This window comes from Shewanella sp. 10N.7 (assembly GCF_020806285.1).
Taxonomy (GTDB): Bacteria; Pseudomonadota; Gammaproteobacteria; order Enterobacterales; family Shewanellaceae; genus Shewanella; species Shewanella electrodiphila.
The window spans coordinates 106,667-124,521 of sequence record NZ_JAJGZS010000010.1; the positions used below are offsets into that span (position 1 = coordinate 106,667).

Sequence of the window (17,855 nt, forward strand, 5' to 3'; positions counted from 1 at the left end):
TGTTAATAGCCACACTCTCTGAAACCCTATCGGCACTTAAGTTAAAAACTTTATCATTTAAGCGCTATTAATTAGCCATGATGAGCCTTTTCTAAATGTTCACACTTATCAAAGCCACAGATACACAAAGGGCACAATTATTGCTTTGCTATAAAGACTCATAAAAATGGTGTCTAAAAGTCATTAAGTTGGCACTGATATCTTCATTATTTTGTAAAAAGTGAAACTGAACATGCCGAATTTAAACATTAAATTATTATTTTTTTCAGTGCTTGTACTGCAATTGGCCAGTATCAGTCACGTCGCTTTTGCACAAAGAATCGAAGTATCAGGTCAAGCGAGCATTGTCGATGGCAATATTGATAAAGCCCGTGAAGCCGCAATAAATCAAGCATTAAACTATGCCAGCTTAAAAGCTGGAGTGAACTTCAATAGCCGTCAAACCATTAATCAAGGCAACTTGACTCAAAATGCATTTCAAGTACAACGCATGGGTGAGGCTAAAAATATTGAAGTGGTATCAGAAATTATCACCTCAACTGATATTACTGTCTCATTAAGGCTAAACCTCGAATCACAGAAGGTCGTTCAGCAATGTCACAGCCAGCAACTTAAAGCGGCACTGATGATTCCACAAGCTACCATGCGAGATCGCTCCCAATTGCGCTATGGTCAATTAGCCAATTTTGAACAAGCCCTGTCACAACAATATGGCGCAGTGATTAATAGCATGTCAGAGTTTAGTTTTGCGCATATGCACGCCGAAGAAAAACTAGACCATAAAAATCAATTGATAAACTTTAGAGGCAACAGGATCCCAAGTTGGTTAGGCGAAATCACTGATAGCCAATATATTTTACAGCCTGAGATTTTAGATATTTCCACAGAGCCAAATCAGAGCTCAATTTTCGGCCTGTGGAGTGATTACCCTCAACGACAAATTAATTTACGCTTTACATTATTTCATGGCATTAGCGGTGAAAAAGTATGGAGTAAAGACTACGCAGCTACAGCAGAATGGGCATTTGATAAAGATGAAACTGTCTCTCCAACAACAAAGCGCTTTTGGAGTTCGACATACGGACAATCAATGAACCAATTATTTCAACAAAGCACGCAGGATATTGATAATCTCCTAAACTGTCGTCCATTATTAGGACAAATCGTCGCTAAGCAAGGAAACAGAATTATCATCAATCTAGGACGAAAAAATAACGTTAAAATGGGTGATAACTTTCAAATTGTTTTGCAGCAAAATATCCCAGACAGAGTCAACTTAATGCGTGCAGTCGCGACGAAAAATCGCGCCACAGTTACCATTGAGCAAGTATCAGAAGAAAGCGCAACGGCGGTGCTAGAAGGGATTGGAAGTACAGGCAATATTCAAGTACAAGATATTGTGATTAAAATTTAATACAAACTTTACTGAAGTAAAACCCTGATATATAGGTCAAATTATTAAAAGATAATTTGCGATTTGCTACTAAAAGAAAAGGCTTACAAACAATGGAAAGATCTAGCTCAGTATTTAATAATCAATTTTCAATTAGCCAATTTGGCGAATATTACTTACCGAGTGTTAATCGTAATACCTTTGAGAAAGTGGATTCGACAACTGCGTTTAAACAAAAATTTAAACAAGAAATATTCAAGCAAGATACTCTACATATTATTCTAGGGATAGACTCAGGGCTGTTGGTAAACTATATCTTAGAAGCACCACTATCGGAGGGAAGTAAATACATATTTATAGAATTACCAGCTGTGCTATCTATGCTAAATGTTGATATTCCAGAAGATAAGCAGGACTATATAAAAGTTCTTGATTTTGAGGGTTTCAATGACCATATCGAGACAGCTAAAGACGATCTGTTCTTAATGAAAGATCAATTAAAAGTCACTCTTTCCCTGTCAGCATCAACAGGAGTAATTGAAGAGTATTCAGAGTTATACAATAGAGTTAGCCACCTCCTTACAAGCTACATTGAGTCTCTTAAGGCTAATTTACAACAAAAACTTTTTTTTACAGAACAGATGTATAATGTTGTTGAAAATAGACAACCAGCATCTCTACTAAAAGACTCTTTTTGTGGTAAAACCTGTATGGTCATTGGTGGAGGACCATCTTTAGATGAAAACATAGAATGGATAAAATGTAATTACAATGAGTTATTCATTATTACCGTCTCACGATTCGCTTCAAAACTCTCTCAGTTAGGAATTCCCGCACATATAATTGTCTCAATAGATCCACAAGAACATAGTTTTGAAGTTAATCGCGATATGATGAGTCTGGCAAAAGAAAGCTTACTGATTAACTCACATCACATTTGCCATAGAATTTTAGCCCAATGGCAAGGTCAATCACTTTTCCTTGGAGAGCAGCTCCCCTGGAGTGACACTGACAATATTCCGACAATTGGGCCAACAGTCACCAATAGCGCAGTAAGAATTGCCATAAAAATGGGCTTTAACCAAATTTTACTATCTGGCGTTGATTTTTGTCACTCAAGTACCGGCATGACTCATGCAAAAGGCAGCGTAGAATCTACAGCAGGAAGTAATAATAGTAGAATTTACCAATGGGTAGAAACTTATGCAGGTAATTTAGCTGAAACACCAATACAACTACTTCATGCTGCACAAACATTAGAAGAAGAAATCGCACTTTTTCCACATGTAAATGTAATTAATCTGTCAAAAAATGCTGCAAAACTGAAGGGAATCACCCATAGTACAACCAATAAATTAATAATAAACCCAGCAAATTGTTCCCCTCAACAACTCCTTGATATGTTGCCTAATTCAACTAAAAGCTATAAAAACTTCTTAATTTCACTGAAGCAAAACCTAACAAAAGCTAGCTCCGCTTTCTTGAACATAAAGAAGCTGTGTGATGAAGCACTATATTTAAATTCAGCATTAAAAGAACTCAACGTTAATACTCACCGTTATCAGAGTAAAATAAATAAAATTGAGAAAATAGAAGCTGAAATCAATAGGAAATATCCGATATTCAGTAAGCTCATTAAAATCTATGGTTATTTTGAATTTTCGCAGTTTTTGACTACAAAAAAATCTGGAGACTGGTCGCTTCAACAAATGCACACAATGACGGGAAAATATTATACCGCCTATTATTTCATCGCTGAGAATTTACATGACTTGATTCAAACCTCTTTAGAAATAACTGCATCCCGATTAGAAGAAATAAAAGCAACCCCTTCCATTACAATGCTAACTTCCCAATGGAAAAAACACCTGCAGCCAGGACGTTCTGGACTATGGTTATCTAACCAAAGCCCTGAATTTACCTCCTCTTTAACTGATAATGAAAATACTGCATTAGGCGACCTTAATAAAGAGTATCAGCAGCAACTGACAGGCTTTTCTCATCCTTATTTCTCCATGAAAGAAGATTATGAAAATCTAGATAATACACTCGCAAAAATTATCGACTTAAAACAGCGAAAAAATATACCAGGGCTTTCATCACTTGCAGATAAGATTCAGCCTTTGATGAAAGATGATTCATATGCGGTAAAATTATTCCATTTAACAAATCATTACATTCATCTAATTAATGAAGATTATGAATCGGCATTGAGATCAGTTCAATATATTGCACCTGCAGATAGAACCGAAGTGGAAATGAAGCAAATATTAATGATCTCACTCAAACTACATCAATTAGATTTAGCAGAAAGAACGCTTAGTGAACTCACACAATATAGCGATGAATATTTACCACAACATGCTCATATTTTATCTTTACAAGGTAATAACCAACAAGCATTAGACATGTATTTAGACTTTTTAGATAAATACCCTACCGATGAGAGCACTTTAATCAAACTTGGTATTTTTCTCGCAGGCCTAGGTGAAATAAACGGAGCCAAATCAGCTTTTGAACAAATACTATCGTTTAATCCTGATAACCTAACCGCATCCAACTATTTAGCGCAGCTAACTTGATTAAATAAAGTGAATCAATAACATGAGTGAACTATTTCTAGAAAACATCAATATTATTAATCAAAGATGGCCCCAAATAGCCAAAGAGATAACATTAGAAGCAGTTAGCGAATTTGATGCCGTTCTTGTCACCGGAAAGAATCAAACAATCAGTGTAAACGGTATTCAATTAAGTAGCCGACACAACCGCATGGCTGAAGCGCAACTGTACATAGACCAATTAGATACTAATTGTAATACGGTCACTCTTTATGGTGTTGGTATGGGAGATGTTCCGAGTTTGCTTATTGATATAAACAACCTCGAGAGCATTGACATAGCACCATTAAACCTTAGTATTTTCGCATTATTACTCACCTACACAGACCAAAGGGAATGGTTATCAGATTCAAGAGTCAACTTAATTCAGCCTGAGCAATATCAGTTAGCAGAAAATTATTTAGCTATAGCAGCAGATTTAGTTTTAGCTGATGAACAAAATAGTGTCATACGTGATTTTTTAGTCATGGAAAATAATCGTGAATTTATCAATTCTATTCACTTAGCCAATGACAGAGAAATTGAAGAAATACATAAACTCAATTTTGAGGCTTTAAATAGAGACCCAAGTGCAGATCACATCAAATTACACGTAAAAACTAATACTAAGGCGAGTATTATTGCTTCAGGTCCCACACTCGAAACCCATTATGAAGCGTTAAAGAAACAGCGAAATTTGCCGCCTCAAGAAAGGCCAATAATGATTGCAGTAGATACTGCATTAATAGCGTTAACCAGCCAAGGTATTACCCCAGATATCGTAGTAACTCTTGATAAAAACATTACTTTACAGCATTTCCCTGCGAAATTACCAAGTGATACAAGCCTAGTTTATTTCCCGAACTCAAACCCTGATGTAATAAATAACTGGAAAGGAAAAAAGTTTAACGCTTACTCTAATAGACCTATTTTTGATGAGTGTAACAAGAATTCGCCTAAGATAAGATTGTATACCAACGGTAGTGTAATTCACCCAACTGTTGATTTAGCCGTTCAACTCGGACTGCAAGAGATTAGCCTATATGGATGTGATTTTAGTTACCCACATAATAAAACACACGCATACTGGCAAGATGGAGTATTAGGTCCTTCAATAAATCTAAAAAAAAATCACTGGGTATTAAATGGTCATAATCAACGTGTACCCACAGACCTAAACTTTAGAGCCTATTTGAGATACTTAGAAATTTATATATTGGCTAAGCCTGAAATCAAATTTTATCAGTTAAGTAAGCTCGGAGCCAAAATTGCTGGCACTCATTACAGAGATTAAAAATGCAACATGAACAAACCATGCAACTTATTGAGTTGCTAAAACAAACATCAGAGAAGTTTAGGCTAGGCAAAGAAGCAGAAGCCTCCCAAATGTTTCGGCAATGTATAAATATACTAGAACAAATATTAAAATATCATGGGAATGCTCACCATATATCAGCATTATTGCCCATGATTCTAGAAGCGCAAGAAAGACATGATTGGCTAGGATTAGCAGACTATTTAGAATACGAAATACCAAGCTTACTCACAATCGTCAAATAACGATAAAAAGGTATATAAAAGCATTATTTGTTCTTTTCTACCTCAACTGATAACGCCAAAAAACTGGCATCAATTTATGTAGTTTATATTGATTTAAGAGTAATGACCTCTAAACTGTTGGCAGCCACCTCCATCCTGCAACATTAACTTGAACAAAAACTAACAAAGAGACAAAACCCTTCTTAACCTACTAATTTTAATTGTTTTTTAAATATGTTATAAATACAGAATTAAATAGTTTTCACGTACAAAATTGCACAGTGTTTTTGGTTCGTATATTGCTTACTCAAGTTACTTACTCGTCATAGTAAATTAGCCTCAATGTGTGCCAGTAACGCATAAAGTTACAGAATATTTATGGAGAAATTATGTTTGATAATAAATCAATACTCATTACTGGCGGCACAGGTTCATTTGGATATAAATATACCAAAACATTGCTTCAACGCTATAAACCTAAACGCATCATTATATTGTCTCGAGATGAGTTAAAACAGTATGAAATGCAGCAAGTGTTTAACGAGCCTTGTATGCGTTATTTCATTGGCGATGTGCGAGACGGTGAGCGCTTAAACCAAGCGTTTAAAGATGTAGATTACGTAATCCATGCTGCAGCATTAAAACAAGTTCCCGCAGCAGAATATAATCCAATGGAATGTATCAAAACGAACATTCATGGTGCTGAAAATGTAATTCGTGCAGCTATCAGTAATAATGTCAAAAAGGTCATTGCTCTATCCACTGATAAAGCCGCAAACCCTGTAAACTTATACGGTGCCACTAAACTGGCATCCGATAAATTGTTTGTAGCTGCCAATAATATGGTTGGTGAAGGCCAAACTCGATTTTCTGCTGTTCGCTACGGTAATGTTGTTGGCTCTAGAGGATCTGTCGTGCCTTTTTTTCAACAATTAGTAGAAAATGGTAGTGATCATATCCCAATTACTCACCTTGAAATGACCAGATTTTGGATAAGCCTTCAACATGGTGTTGATTTTGTTTTAAACAATTTTGAGCGCATGTTAGGAGGAGAAATTTTTATACCCAAAATACCTTCCATTAAAGTTGTAGATCTAGCAGCATCGATAGCACCTAATCTACCGATAAAAGAGATTGGAATTAGGCCTGGAGAGAAGCTTCATGAAATGATGTGCCCTGGTGATATGTCTTATCATACTTATGAGTTTAAAGATCATTTTGTAATTGCCCCAGCGATTAAGTTTTTTAGTCGTAGCAATGACTTTTCAACTAATGCCCTAGATGAACAGGGAAGTTTAGTTGAACCTGGATTTGAATATACATCTGACGCTAACCCAGAGTTTCTCTCTGTTGAAGATATTAGTAATTTCAATAAGGCTGCGATGTCATGATCCCTTATGGCCGCCAAAACATTACTCAGGAAGATATAGACTCTGTAGTCAATGTATTACAGGGGGATTTTTTAACTCAAGGGCCAGCAGTTCCCGCATTTGAAAAATCCATATGTAATATAACAACCGCTCATTATGCTATTGCAACAACAAACGCCACTTCAGCATTACATTTAGCTTGTTTAGCGCTAAATGTAGGACCAAGCTCAAGAGTATGGACATCAACAATTAGCTTTGTCGCTTCAGCAAATTGTGCGAGATACTGCGGCGCAAATATCGACTTTGTTGATGTTGAGGCCAACAGTGGCAATATGTCTATTACTTCATTGAAAGAAAAATTAGCCGATGCCAAGATAAATGGTACTTTACCTAACGTAGTGATACCGGTTCATTTAGCGGGTACCAGTTGCGACATGCAACAGATACATGCTCTAAGCCTAGAGTATAACTTTGCCATTATTGAAGATGCTTCTCATGCCGTTGGTGCGGTGTTTCAAGGAAAAATGATAGGCAGCTGTCAGTATAGTGATATTACTGTTTTCAGTTTTCATCCAGTTAAAATTATTACTACCGCTGAAGGTGGAATGGCGCTAACAAATAAAAATGACCTAGCTGAAAAAATGCAACACTTGAGAAGTCACGGCGTCACTCGCAATGAACAATTGATGACAGAGGAAGGTCATGGCGATTGGTATTACCAACAGTTGTCTTTAGGGTTCAATTATCGTATGACGGATATGCAAGCTGCTCTAGGAATAAGCCAAAGCAACCGTTTAACAGAGATAATCAAAAAACGCCGCCGCATAGCAGAAAACTATCATTCACTTTTGTCAGATCTCCCAGTTAACTTACCTTATATATCAGAAAATAATCAAAACAGTGCTTGGCACTTATATATTATTAGATTAAAAGACCATAACAAAAGAAAAATAGTTTTCAACAAACTTCGAGAAGCTAAAATTTTTGTCAACGTTCATTATATTCCAATACATACTCAACCATATTATCAAGAGTTAGGGTTTAATTGGGGTGATTACCCACAAGCAGAAGACTTTTATTCACGCATAATTAGCCTGCCAATGTATCCGGAACTAACATTAATTCAGCAAAAATTTATCGCTGAAGCACTAAAAGAAGCGCTTACTAATTAAGCGCTAGTTGTTAATCTTCAAAGATTTCCCAACTCGTTGCGGAATTGGCTTTTATAGCAACATTGAGTCTACGACCTATCAGGTTATCAAAGTATTTAGGCGCGAGCCCAAAACCCGGACGTACGCTACGTAGGTCTTCAGCTCTAATGACATCCCCTATTTTTTTATCATTGACTATGTATAAAGAGCGTCGATATTTAACTGTAGCTTTCTCACTTGACTGTTGAGAGTAATCTACTTTTCCAACTGCTTCCCATGCTATTTTTGAATGCTCGCATAATTCAGCTAACTCTAATTCTTCTAACGAAAAAGAATCATCAGGCCCCCCCCCTTTTCGGTCAAGAGTGACATGTTTTTCAACTATTCCAGCCCCAATTGAGATGGCCGAAATTGCAGTAATATTATGAAGAGTATGGTCAGAAAGGCCTACAACGACGCCATAACGTTTTTGCATATCTGAAATAGTTTGCAAATTATACTGTGATGATGGTGCGGGGTAACTACTTACACAATGCAATAAGGCTAGCTCTTTACATCCACCTGAACGCGCTGCTTCAACTGCTTCGGTTATTTCGTCTGAATTTGCCATACCAGTAGAAATGATCATCGGTTTCTTAGTACCAGCAATATATTTAATCAGCGGAATATCGATTGCTTCAAATGATGCAACTTTATAGGCCGGAGCATTCAAATCTTCAAGTAAATCGACAGCTGTATTGTCAAAAGGTGAGCTAAAAATAGTGATTCCAAGTTGCTTCGCGTAATCAAATAATGGTTTATGCCACTCCCATGGCATTTGTGCCCATTGATATAGCTCATAAAGGCTTTTTCCATCCCATAAGCCACCACGGATCATAAACTCTTCGTTTGTTGAATTTAATGTAATGGTATCTGCACTGTATGTTTGTAACTTAACCGCATTAGCATTACAACGCTTAGCCATTGCAATGATTTGTTTCGCTCGTTCAAAATCACCATTATGGTTAGCTGAGAGTTCTGCAACAATATAAGGAGGATAGTCCTTACCAATTTTTCGACCTTCAATTTTGATAAATGGACTTGTCATTTGATAGCCTTAAATGTATAAACTTTAAAATATATAACTAGCCCTAACCTTATGATTTAGATAAAGGTAGTTCATATGACTGGGGGGTCTCAGGAATACTTGCAACTCTTCTTAATCGGGTAAACTCATCTTTTGGGGGGATTAAATGAAAGCCGAGTAATTGCTTTTGTTCGATTGTCATTTTATCAACAATATTTTCTGGCGTGTTTTTCATAAAGTCGAAAGAAGGTTTAATAAACCACCTAGCATAGCCTAAAAGTAAAGCCCAACGGCTACTGGCTGTATAATTAGGGCCTCCGCCATGCCATAAATTCGCATTAAATATGAGTACACTTCCTTGAGGAGCTGTGACATATTCAACTTCATGTTGTGGTTCACCATTAGGAGGAAACTCGGTCCACATATGACTACCGGGAATGATTCTAGTGGCACCATTTTCAATAGTAAAGTCGTCCAATAACCAAATAACATTGGCCTTTAAACAATAATTAACACCGGGTAAGCCGCTATCAATATGCATTTGCTGTTTAGTATCACCTTGTGCAGGGCTACGAGCAGAAATATTATTTAAATAATAAGGTTCGGCATTGTTATAGCTACCTTCCTTAAGAACTACATCCAATATTGAAAGCACTGTTTCATGTTCAAATAAACTGAACCAATCCAAAGATTTATTATGCAGATTAAACACAACTTTCTCTGTTGATTTGTCAGATAACTCGCCCTTTGACGAAGTCGCATTAGCATATAAATCAGAGTAATTTAGATAATCTTTTTCTAAAAGCGATCTAAAGTGCGCACATTGTTGCTCACTAATCATATTTGGAAGAATGACATAACCATCTTTTTGAAAACTATCTATATAAGAGTTCATATTATATTGCCTTTGCATAGCAAGTAATCTGTCGGCCTAAATTCACCTCAGCTAATGACTGATAAAACTTCTTTAATGTTTTCTCTTCACCTAGTTTGCGTAAATTCAGCTCAAATTGAACTCTTCGTTTGTGGCATTCTTTTCCAGTTTCCCGGTTACCAACATAGTTATCGCCCATTAACAAAAATAACTCTAACGGGAACGAAGACATTGCTGGCCCATTTTCAAAGCCACAACCACTCAATAAATTCTGTAAAGTACTACGTGAAAAATAATTCAAATGAGCTGGCGGACTAACCCACCATTGTTCGAGGTTGTGAAGTTTCTGAGCTGCCATTTGAAAAGCATTGAATTCATTAGGTACAGTTATAATGATTAAACCATTTTCTTTTATCACGCTTTCGCGGATCTCAGTCAACACCCTAATCGGATCAGCTAGATGCTCCAAAACGTTATTCAACATAACGACATCAAAGCGTTTATTATCGAATACATTCATAGTCTCAACACCACAGTGTTTTACATTTACCCCTTGAGCATTAGCATACTCCACAGCTTCTGAAGCAGGATCAAATCCATAGCAACTCACACCCAGTTTTTTAAAATGAAGTAACGATTGAGCCCAGCCACAACCCACATCCAATAATTCTATTTCAGAAAGCGGTTTTCCGAGTTGCAACTCAATTTCACACGCCTGATCACGCCAGGTCCCTTCCATAAACTCTCTATCAGCAACCTGTACTTCCAAAGAAGAGTTATTAAAGTTTTTGTAATCGCTGGAGTAAAACTCTTCAGCGTAGAAACGGTTAATTTCTTCAGCAGATGGCGTAGGAGTCACCTGTAAAAAACCATATTTCCCATTAGGTTGAATCTCATAACTATTCTGTTTCATAAAACTGGCACCTGATATTATTCATTTGATATACAAAGCTGACTTAGCCCAGCCTAAATTCATTACAACATCTAGCATCGATAATTGAGGAATAAAAGTTGTCACACTTTTCTGAACGTATAAAGTCGGTTCAAATACTTGATAAGATAGACCAATGTCATTTTGGTTTTCAAAGCCATCATAGGTTAAATAATCTCTAGCTCCTTGAGGAGACAAATAGTTAGTCGCATTGACTTTATTTAAAATGGACAACAGCCTTTCAGTTCTAACACCTTGTATACTTAATTCACTAGATTTGACGATCTGGCATTTAACATTCATTTTTTGTGCCATCATTTGGATAATAGCTATATTCATTTGAGCTAAAGAAGTAAAAGACTCGTTTAATATCAGATCTGTAAAATGGAATAACTCTTTAGCATGCTCATGCTTTGAGTACACCTGCTTTAGCGTGCGTACCATTTTTTCACGCCAAGGCCTCAGATCATTAATCGTGGTATTTTGTATCGTTTGCCCTAAATGTTCATGATTTACAGGTACTGTTACCCAATGAGGAGAAGAATTTAACGCGATTCGATTTCTGTTGTGCCAAGAGCCTTTTTGAAACTGCGCATCATCTAACAAAATGAATAAATCCACATTCGCCATTAAATGAAAATAACCACTCCATGGCAAAAAAGTCGGCTGCATAATGGATGTTTTCATAAATTCTTTCTCATTTGTATTACATTCTTATCTGAAAACTCAGCAGTCAATGAGTCTGAATATTCTATGTAATATTGCTTAATATAAAAAGATAATGCTGGCTGATTTGTTTTTGATACATGTATAACAACCTGATCAATTAATAAAGTTTCTTTTATAAATTTCTCTAATAAAAAGAGTGCAGCCGAACCAACTCCTGAATTATGTTTAGATGATTCGCCAATATATATCCAAGCTTCAGCCTCATTTTCTACATAATCGATATGTTTTACACCTATATTTCCAAGATGATGCCCATCTTTAAGTATACTGAAACAAAACTGATTTTTTGATTGTAATAAGCTTCTCCAATAACAAAAATGATTGGATATTTTGGGTGGGGATGAAACTAAAAAAGTCTCCTGTAATTCTTTACTTTGTAACCATCTAAATGTTCGACGAATATCCCAGCAATTAACGTCTGATAAAATAACCTGCTTAGATAATAACAATCGGCTCACTATCGGAGCGCCAAAAAGAACAGGTGATTCGATTTTTGGTATTTTTGAATCCCAAAGGGATAATAAAATAGTTCTTAATTCAGAATAACTATCAAAAAGGGTAAATAAGCCTTGCTGACTCATTTTAGTTAACGGCTCAACCTGATTTTTTGCGATAGGCTTTAACAATGAAGGTAACTCTAAAAACAAACGCTCATAAGTGCTTCCACCACCTGACCCTATTGCAAGATCTGCATCAGTCATCAATTCAGCCATATTTTTGACATTAGTATATATGTTAGTGCTAATTAACATATTGGAAGCAAATCTTTTTAGTGATTGTAAATGCCGTGCTTTATCACTAACCACAACGTCTATTCTGGCGACTTTAAAAGGTAAATTTGCAATAACCTCTAACACTTTCTCACTATTGTTGTCAGGATCAGTACCTCCAAAAGTCACTAAAATAGATTCCAGATTATTATTAATACGTCTAGCTTGACTTTTTGTTTTAGAAATTAAGAATTCATCACGGAGTAAAGTGTATTTACCACCAATGAGTTTTTGGCAAAATGCAGGAACTAAGTTCTGATAGCTATTACATGAAGCAGTTAAATTATAATCTAATAAATAATCACAATAATGTTCCCGATCTGCCAAATCATCAATAACAATCAATTTATTACAATATTGCTTAGCTTGTAGTTCCCAATTAATATCTAAAGCATAATGGTCAACAATGACTCTACTTGGTTTTAAGCGCTGGAAATACGAAATACATTGACTAATATCCTCCTGCCAACTGACCTCTAGCCAACTATAATGATAAGGTGTAGCTCTTTCAGGGAAAGAGTTATTTTTCTGTTTTTGTTGTGATAATAAAAAAAAATTAAAGTCATTTTCTTCAATAATTTTAGAATTATTTCCAACTAACTCTCTACATATAAAATAGCATTCAGCTCCCTGCTTCCTTAACTGGATAGCTAATGTTAGACATCGAACAAGATGCCCGTAACCTATTTCCAAGCTGGAGTCGACTCTAAAAATAATCATTTCACTTTCCGTAGGAGAATTCATTACATTAAAGCCTATGTATTTTTTTCTCTGGATGAACTCGCAGAGAACATAATTTCAGCTCTTAACCAGTCATCTTCAGTGTCGATGTCTTGAGCTCGATGACTAGGAATCATAACTGGCACTGTTGGTGCTAGAAAAACGACTTTGTTCTTTAACCATGCCTCTGGAGTGCCCCAACAAAATTGGCCTACATCATGATAAGCTTCAGGTAAATCCTGGGATCGAGTAGAAAAATACTTAGGTTGATACATTTCTAATCTATTTACAGAATTCACCAATACGGCTCTTTGTATAGGGAAATTAAATTTAGTAACAGCTATAGCATAATCGCTTTTTGTTGAGATGAGAGCCTCTAAACCTTTATTGATGTCTTTTGCACTAATAAAGGGGGCAGTTGCATAGATACAACAAACATGAGAAACGGCACTCATATTCAACTTATCGTACCTACTGAATTTGTTTATATCTGTGTTCACTATTGCTTTGTTTAACCAATTAATCGCATGACAAACAACTGATGAAGTTCCACTTAAATCATCTGATATTGAATCAGGTCTAATAAACGGCACTTCAGCGCCAGCTTCTATTGCAATATCAGCAATTTGCTTGTCATCTGTTGAAACAATGACTTTATCAAAACAACCACTAGCTAATGCAGCTTCAATTGACCAAACAATCATTGGCTTTCCATGGAAAAGGCGAATATTTTTAAGGGGTATTCGTTTACTTCCCCCCCGAGCTGGAATAATAGCTACTTTCATATGACCCGCTAATTATTGATAAAATTATAAAAATTCAGCATTTTTTATTTCAGAATTCAGGCGTGCTACTGATTACTTTGCAAGGAAAGTAATAATTAATAATTCTAACTAATCATGATTAAACGATAAATTAAAAAGTTAAATTTCCTATAACTTAAATTACCCCACAAAAGCCTATAATACCACGACATATTTACATATAAAACAAACTGATACGATATTCACAATGTTGTATACTCTTATAAAGAACGGTTTGAACTTTACTAGGAAAATCTTTAAAAAAATGTTGTCTTTCTAAGTAATATTTTGCAATAGTAATACTTCGTCGATGGTAGATATCAAAATGCACAATGTTTAAACACCTAAATTTAAACACTTTTAATCAATAATAAAACTTGTATAATCACCCTGTCTCCCTATAGCTCAACAGGATAGAGCAGTCGCCTCCTAAGCGATCGATCAGGGTTCGAGTCCTTGTGGGGAGACCATAAAAATATATTTTACATTCCATGATTTAAATCTGATTTATGAAGCTCTACTTCAAGTAACCTAACTCTACTTCCCCCCTCAATTCAGCAACAAATATAAAAAGCACTTTGGCTTATATTTAATAATGATTGTATTGTTCTTTGCTACTTTTTTAATCCCTTAAAACCTTACTTTAATAGACTTTGATGTCTTTATATGAATACCTACAAGCATACCGTTACCAAGGTGTTACCAATCAAACGTTTATGTTACAGGGTTAACTATAAGTAATTTTTTTGTCTACTTATTACCCCTAAAATAGATTCTTTAACTGCCAATCATGTCATCGCTCACATTTCATTAAGTTGTATATTGGAAATTCCATTAATTAATATTGTAATACAAATCAACTTAATCCTAGATAGAGTTAGTGATGTCATTACATAGACTAGTTTTATTGATTTGCGTTGTATTGTTAATGTGTTCAAATGCTGATGCTGCTTCACTAGACTTCCGTCAGGAATATAAAAGCTCTACTGATCAGCATGCTAGCCGTGTAAAAATGGGGCATACTTTTGATGGTCGTTTCTCTGTCGGCTTAGAGCTTAAATTCAAAGGCGCTGAAGGTAAGTTCATGGAAGACTTACAATCAAATGGCTCTGAATTAGACCTAGGCTATCGCATAAAGCTCAATGACCAATGGACACTCATTACGGGAATGCCAATTGAGTTCGGCTCATCAGGAGCCACCTACAAGCCCCAACTTCGCTTAACTTACAAATCAGACACCATTGACGGTTTATCTTTAAGTGGACGCTATCGCTTAGATGTAAAGCCAGGGGAAGACATTAAACACCTACGCCATCGCTATACGGTGAATATAGGTTATAAAGTTGAAAACTGGACCTTTGGGTTTGAGGGGAATTACTACTATGCCGATAACTCAGAATACTTGTTATATAACGATAGCAGAACAAATTATGAGAATAATTTAACTGCCCACTATAAAATCGGAAATTGGTCCCCCTGGGTAGAGTTTGGCGATGTTTCGGTCTCAGATGATTCAAGCCAAAGAGAATTAAGAAGCCGTATCGGAATTCGTTACAGCTTTTAACCATCAAACAAACTACACGAATAAATCATACAAATAAAAGCTAAGCCAGCTTTAAAAGATGATGTATTGTTCAGAGAATAATCCTTCTCTGAACACAGCTTTAGCTTTAAACAGCAAAGTTAACCTATCTAAAGCATACCTTGGCAATATAACTAATACGGCTTTTTAAACACTAACGTGAACCTATCAGTATTACCTGTTACCGATTTTCTAGCCACTTCATAACGAAGTTCATCATCTGGTCGATAAAACATATTGGATGATTTTTCCAATACAAAACCTGCTGCTTGTACTTCTAAAATAACATCAATAGGATCTTCACGGCGACGCATTTCAACGGTTTCAGGCATCATATGTCTACGAGTATGATCGACAATGACATAAATACCGCCAGGTTTTAACGCTTCAAAAGTCGCTTTATTTAATTTCGTTTTGTCTTCTATATTTAAATTATGATACTCACGGATATTGAGCATCATATCTGCGTCTGACATTCCAAAATCAATATTCCCCAAGTTGAATCTTCTCTCTTCAGAGTTCCAATCAAGTTCAATAGGTAGCTTTTTGGTTTTACTCATCGCGTCTATCGAGAGCAGATCATCCATTTCATCTAGCCACTCTTTTTTAAACGCAATATGAAGCTCACCTTTTTCTTTAAGTATCGGAGCCAAAATTTTACTATACCAACCACCTCCATGAACAAATTCAATCACTTTCATATCAGGCTTTAAACCAAAAAAATCAAGTGCTATTTCGGGAGTGCGGTTCGCATCCCTCAACTTATCCGCATCAGTTCTGTGCTCCATTTTCATCACCTCAATCACTTCTTGTTGAAAAGGCGTAATTGCAGCAGAAGCAGTAAAAGTTAAAAACATTGAAGCTGATATCATTGAGGCAAGTATTGTCGCTTTCATATTTCATCCCTAAAAATAACTTAAAACAATAAGCTTTATTTAGCTTAAATTTTCAGCTACTAATATAAGGAATTTTAGGATAGATAGTACGAAGAAAATGTATTGAGATATGTCAGAGGCAATTAGTTAGTTGCCCCTATGATACGCGGATTTAAAAGGTTAACAGCCACTAGTGTTAGTCGTGTAAGTTGGCTCAGTTGCATTAGGTAAGACTAGATAAAAGCTAAAACAAGTGTCACTAAAAGCATATCCACGCGGGACGATTATTGACACAATTCCAAATAAATCAAAAATGCCCCAATCTTCTGTAACAGGAGTATTTAAATCAGCGATAGTGATGGTGTCAAAAGCCCCTTCAACAATCTTTTCGATGTTATCCTTTGATGGTGTTATGTAACCAAATGAGGTCGTTACTGTTTGACCATCTAAATCAACTAGGCCCGAATTAAGGCCTTCTTGCCCTTGAATAGCAGATTTTGAATAAACCAACGTATTGGCAGATTTTAAACTCCCTTCAATCCCTGCTAAATTTGCGATAACAGCATCGGTTTTAATATTCAAAAATTTTGGTGCAGCAACAACCGCAATGATGGCTAGAATGATAATAACCACCACCAATTCAATCAGTGTGAACCCTTTGCTATTGTTAATTTTTATCACTTTGGTCACTTTCGGTAAAATTTATCGTTACTTACTTATGGCTGTAAAATCGCTAACTTTCAAGAAACGAGCATATTTTTGCGACTGACTTCCTATTAGTTAGCAATTGATAGTTACTAATTGATAGTTACTAATTGATAGTTACCAGTTACTCATTGCTAACTCTCTATTCAAATAGAAAAACTAAGTACATATTAATAATATTAAGCAAACACCATTCGCCACCACATACCCGGCAGGCTTGTAAAACCAGTGGTGTAATGTACTAACTCTCCATCTTTAAACACCATGACTGTCGGCGTCACTTGTACTGACCACTCTCTCGCTAAAAAGCTTTGTTTGTCATTAATGGTACTGAGCGTATAGCCTTTATCATCTAGGAAGTGTGCCAAGCGCTCGTCACTACCTGAACTCATTGCTACTGATACCACAGGATAATAGTCACTCAATATATCCACTGAAGGTGAGACAAAGTTGCATACTGGGCACCATGTCCCCCAAAAATAAACTAAAACTGGCGCCTCTTGGCTCATGGCCATCACATCAACCAAGTTGCCATCCAAGTCCAAGGCGCTTATATGTGGTAAATCTTGCGTGGGAATATCCTTGCCGCGCCACAAATCAACTGCGGTAGAAACAACTAAAAACAACAGCAACATTATGCCTAATTGTTTAATACCGCTTAATCCTTTTTGAATCCATGTTTTTTTATCTAAATCAGCCATGTTCTATTCATTCCAATGTGTTAACTGATGATGGTTCACTTCACTG

At 36.0% G+C, this 17,855-nt stretch carries 16 protein-coding genes and 1 tRNA gene; 8 read left to right on the forward strand and 9 right to left on the reverse strand.

The window, feature by feature from the left end:
- Positions 1–232 precede the first annotated feature (232 nt).
- The 6 genes from LMH66_RS08530 (at position 233) to pseC (ending at position 8,074) form a co-directional block, all read left to right on the forward strand.
- Positions 233–1,414 carry a flagellar assembly protein T N-terminal domain-containing protein gene (locus LMH66_RS08530; protein WP_229369283.1) on the forward strand — a complete coding sequence of 394 codons (1,182 nt, stop codon included), beginning with the start codon at positions 233–235 and terminating at the stop codon, positions 1,412–1,414.
- A 92-nt stretch (positions 1,415–1,506) separates the two neighbouring features.
- Positions 1,507–3,975 (forward strand): 6-hydroxymethylpterin diphosphokinase MptE-like protein, encoded by a 2,469-nt coding sequence (locus LMH66_RS08535; RefSeq protein WP_229369284.1) that lies wholly within the window; start codon positions 1,507–1,509, stop codon positions 3,973–3,975.
- Between the two features lie 22 nt (positions 3,976–3,997).
- Positions 3,998–5,287: a motility associated factor glycosyltransferase family protein gene (locus LMH66_RS08540; protein WP_229369285.1), complete on the forward strand. Its 1,290-nt coding sequence runs from the start codon at positions 3,998–4,000 to the stop codon at positions 5,285–5,287.
- 2 nt (positions 5,288–5,289) lie between these two features.
- Positions 5,290–5,553, forward strand: coding sequence for a hypothetical protein (locus tag LMH66_RS08545; RefSeq protein WP_229369286.1), 264 nt, complete (start codon positions 5,290–5,292; stop codon positions 5,551–5,553).
- Between the two features lie 368 nt (positions 5,554–5,921).
- The gene (pseB, locus tag LMH66_RS08550) at positions 5,922–6,923 is read left to right on the forward strand and encodes a UDP-N-acetylglucosamine 4,6-dehydratase (inverting) (protein ID WP_229369288.1); all 1,002 of its coding nucleotides are present in this window, start codon (positions 5,922–5,924) and stop codon (positions 6,921–6,923) included.
- Positions 6,920–8,074, forward strand: coding sequence for a UDP-4-amino-4,6-dideoxy-N-acetyl-beta-L-altrosamine transaminase (gene pseC, locus LMH66_RS08555; protein ID WP_229369290.1), 1,155 nt, complete (start codon positions 6,920–6,922; stop codon positions 8,072–8,074). Before pseB ends, pseC begins: the two co-directional genes overlap by 4 nt.
- A gap of 10 nt (positions 8,075–8,084) precedes the next feature.
- Here the strand turns inward: pseC and pseI are convergent, their stop codons facing one another.
- The 6 genes from pseI to pseF are packed head-to-tail and all read right to left on the reverse strand — an operon-like array spanning position 8,085 to position 13,928.
- Positions 8,085–9,140 carry a pseudaminic acid synthase gene (pseI, locus tag LMH66_RS08560; RefSeq protein WP_229369292.1) on the reverse strand — a complete coding sequence of 352 codons (1,056 nt, stop codon included), beginning with the start codon at positions 9,138–9,140 and terminating at the stop codon, positions 8,085–8,087.
- Positions 9,141–9,189: 49 nt separating this feature from the next.
- A complete protein-coding gene (locus tag LMH66_RS08565; protein ID WP_229369293.1) occupies positions 9,190–10,014 on the reverse strand; it encodes a phytanoyl-CoA dioxygenase family protein in 825 nt (274 codons plus the stop codon).
- 1 nt (position 10,015) lies between these two features.
- On the reverse strand, positions 10,016–10,906 hold the full coding sequence (locus LMH66_RS08570; protein ID WP_229369295.1) for a class I SAM-dependent methyltransferase: 891 nt from the start codon (positions 10,904–10,906) through the stop codon (positions 10,016–10,018).
- Between the two features lie 21 nt (positions 10,907–10,927).
- Positions 10,928–11,611: a WbqC family protein gene (locus LMH66_RS08575; RefSeq protein WP_229369302.1), complete on the reverse strand. Its 684-nt coding sequence runs from the start codon at positions 11,609–11,611 to the stop codon at positions 10,928–10,930.
- Positions 11,608–13,167 (reverse strand): UDP-2,4-diacetamido-2,4,6-trideoxy-beta-L-altropyranose hydrolase, encoded by a 1,560-nt coding sequence (gene pseG / locus LMH66_RS08580; RefSeq protein ID WP_229369304.1) that lies wholly within the window; start codon positions 13,165–13,167, stop codon positions 11,608–11,610. The genes LMH66_RS08575 and pseG overlap by 4 nt, the downstream gene beginning before the upstream one ends.
- A gap of 11 nt (positions 13,168–13,178) precedes the next feature.
- Complete coding sequence (gene pseF, locus LMH66_RS08585) at positions 13,179–13,928, reverse strand: pseudaminic acid cytidylyltransferase (protein ID WP_229369306.1); 750 nt, start codon at positions 13,926–13,928, stop codon at positions 13,179–13,181.
- Between the two features lie 412 nt (positions 13,929–14,340).
- On the opposite strand from pseF, the gene LMH66_RS08590 reads away from it, so the two are divergent.
- Both LMH66_RS08590 and LMH66_RS08595 read left to right on the forward strand, forming a co-directional pair.
- A tRNA-Arg gene (locus tag LMH66_RS08590) sits at positions 14,341–14,416 on the forward strand.
- A 413-nt stretch (positions 14,417–14,829) separates the two neighbouring features.
- Positions 14,830–15,510: an oligogalacturonate-specific porin KdgM family protein gene (locus tag LMH66_RS08595; protein WP_229369308.1), complete on the forward strand. Its 681-nt coding sequence runs from the start codon at positions 14,830–14,832 to the stop codon at positions 15,508–15,510.
- A gap of 152 nt (positions 15,511–15,662) precedes the next feature.
- Here LMH66_RS08595 and LMH66_RS08600 read toward each other — a convergent pair whose 3' ends face one another.
- The 3 genes from LMH66_RS08600 to LMH66_RS08610 form a co-directional block, all read right to left on the reverse strand.
- Positions 15,663–16,424: a class I SAM-dependent methyltransferase gene (locus tag LMH66_RS08600; protein ID WP_229369310.1), complete on the reverse strand. Its 762-nt coding sequence runs from the start codon at positions 16,422–16,424 to the stop codon at positions 15,663–15,665.
- A 159-nt stretch (positions 16,425–16,583) separates the two neighbouring features.
- Positions 16,584–17,084 (reverse strand): prepilin-type N-terminal cleavage/methylation domain-containing protein, encoded by a 501-nt coding sequence (locus LMH66_RS08605; protein WP_229369312.1) that lies wholly within the window; start codon positions 17,082–17,084, stop codon positions 16,584–16,586.
- A gap of 203 nt (positions 17,085–17,287) precedes the next feature.
- On the reverse strand, positions 17,288–17,809 hold the full coding sequence (locus tag LMH66_RS08610; RefSeq protein WP_229369314.1) for a protein disulfide oxidoreductase: 522 nt from the start codon (positions 17,807–17,809) through the stop codon (positions 17,288–17,290).
- Positions 17,810–17,855: the final 46 nt, after the last annotated feature.

What these genes read in the sequence shown, in the direction of transcription:
- LMH66_RS08530 (WP_229369283.1), top strand. Translation starts at nt 233, where the DNA reads ATGCCGAATTTAAACATTAAATTATTATTTTTTTCAGTGCTTGTACTG.
- pseG (WP_229369304.1), bottom strand. Translation starts at nt 13,167, where the DNA reads ATGAATTCTCCTACGGAAAGTGAAATGATTATTTTTAGAGTCGACTCC.
- LMH66_RS08575 (WP_229369302.1), bottom strand. Translation starts at nt 11,611, where the DNA reads ATGAAAACATCCATTATGCAGCCGACTTTTTTGCCATGGAGTGGTTAT.
- LMH66_RS08535 (WP_229369284.1), top strand. Translation starts at nt 1,507, where the DNA reads ATGGAAAGATCTAGCTCAGTATTTAATAATCAATTTTCAATTAGCCAA.
- pseF (WP_229369306.1), bottom strand. Translation starts at nt 13,928, where the DNA reads ATGAAAGTAGCTATTATTCCAGCTCGGGGGGGAAGTAAACGAATACCC.
- LMH66_RS08595 (WP_229369308.1), top strand. Translation starts at nt 14,830, where the DNA reads ATGTCATTACATAGACTAGTTTTATTGATTTGCGTTGTATTGTTAATG.
- LMH66_RS08545 (WP_229369286.1), top strand. Translation starts at nt 5,290, where the DNA reads ATGCAACATGAACAAACCATGCAACTTATTGAGTTGCTAAAACAAACA.
- LMH66_RS08540 (WP_229369285.1), top strand. Translation starts at nt 3,998, where the DNA reads ATGAGTGAACTATTTCTAGAAAACATCAATATTATTAATCAAAGATGG.
- pseC (WP_229369290.1), top strand. Translation starts at nt 6,920, where the DNA reads ATGATCCCTTATGGCCGCCAAAACATTACTCAGGAAGATATAGACTCT.
- LMH66_RS08610 (WP_229369314.1), bottom strand. Translation starts at nt 17,809, where the DNA reads ATGGCTGATTTAGATAAAAAAACATGGATTCAAAAAGGATTAAGCGGT.
- LMH66_RS08600 (WP_229369310.1), bottom strand. Translation starts at nt 16,424, where the DNA reads ATGAAAGCGACAATACTTGCCTCAATGATATCAGCTTCAATGTTTTTA.
- pseI (WP_229369292.1), bottom strand. Translation starts at nt 9,140, where the DNA reads ATGACAAGTCCATTTATCAAAATTGAAGGTCGAAAAATTGGTAAGGAC.
- pseB (WP_229369288.1), top strand. Translation starts at nt 5,922, where the DNA reads ATGTTTGATAATAAATCAATACTCATTACTGGCGGCACAGGTTCATTT.
- LMH66_RS08565 (WP_229369293.1), bottom strand. Translation starts at nt 10,014, where the DNA reads ATGAACTCTTATATAGATAGTTTTCAAAAAGATGGTTATGTCATTCTT.
- LMH66_RS08570 (WP_229369295.1), bottom strand. Translation starts at nt 10,906, where the DNA reads ATGAAACAGAATAGTTATGAGATTCAACCTAATGGGAAATATGGTTTT.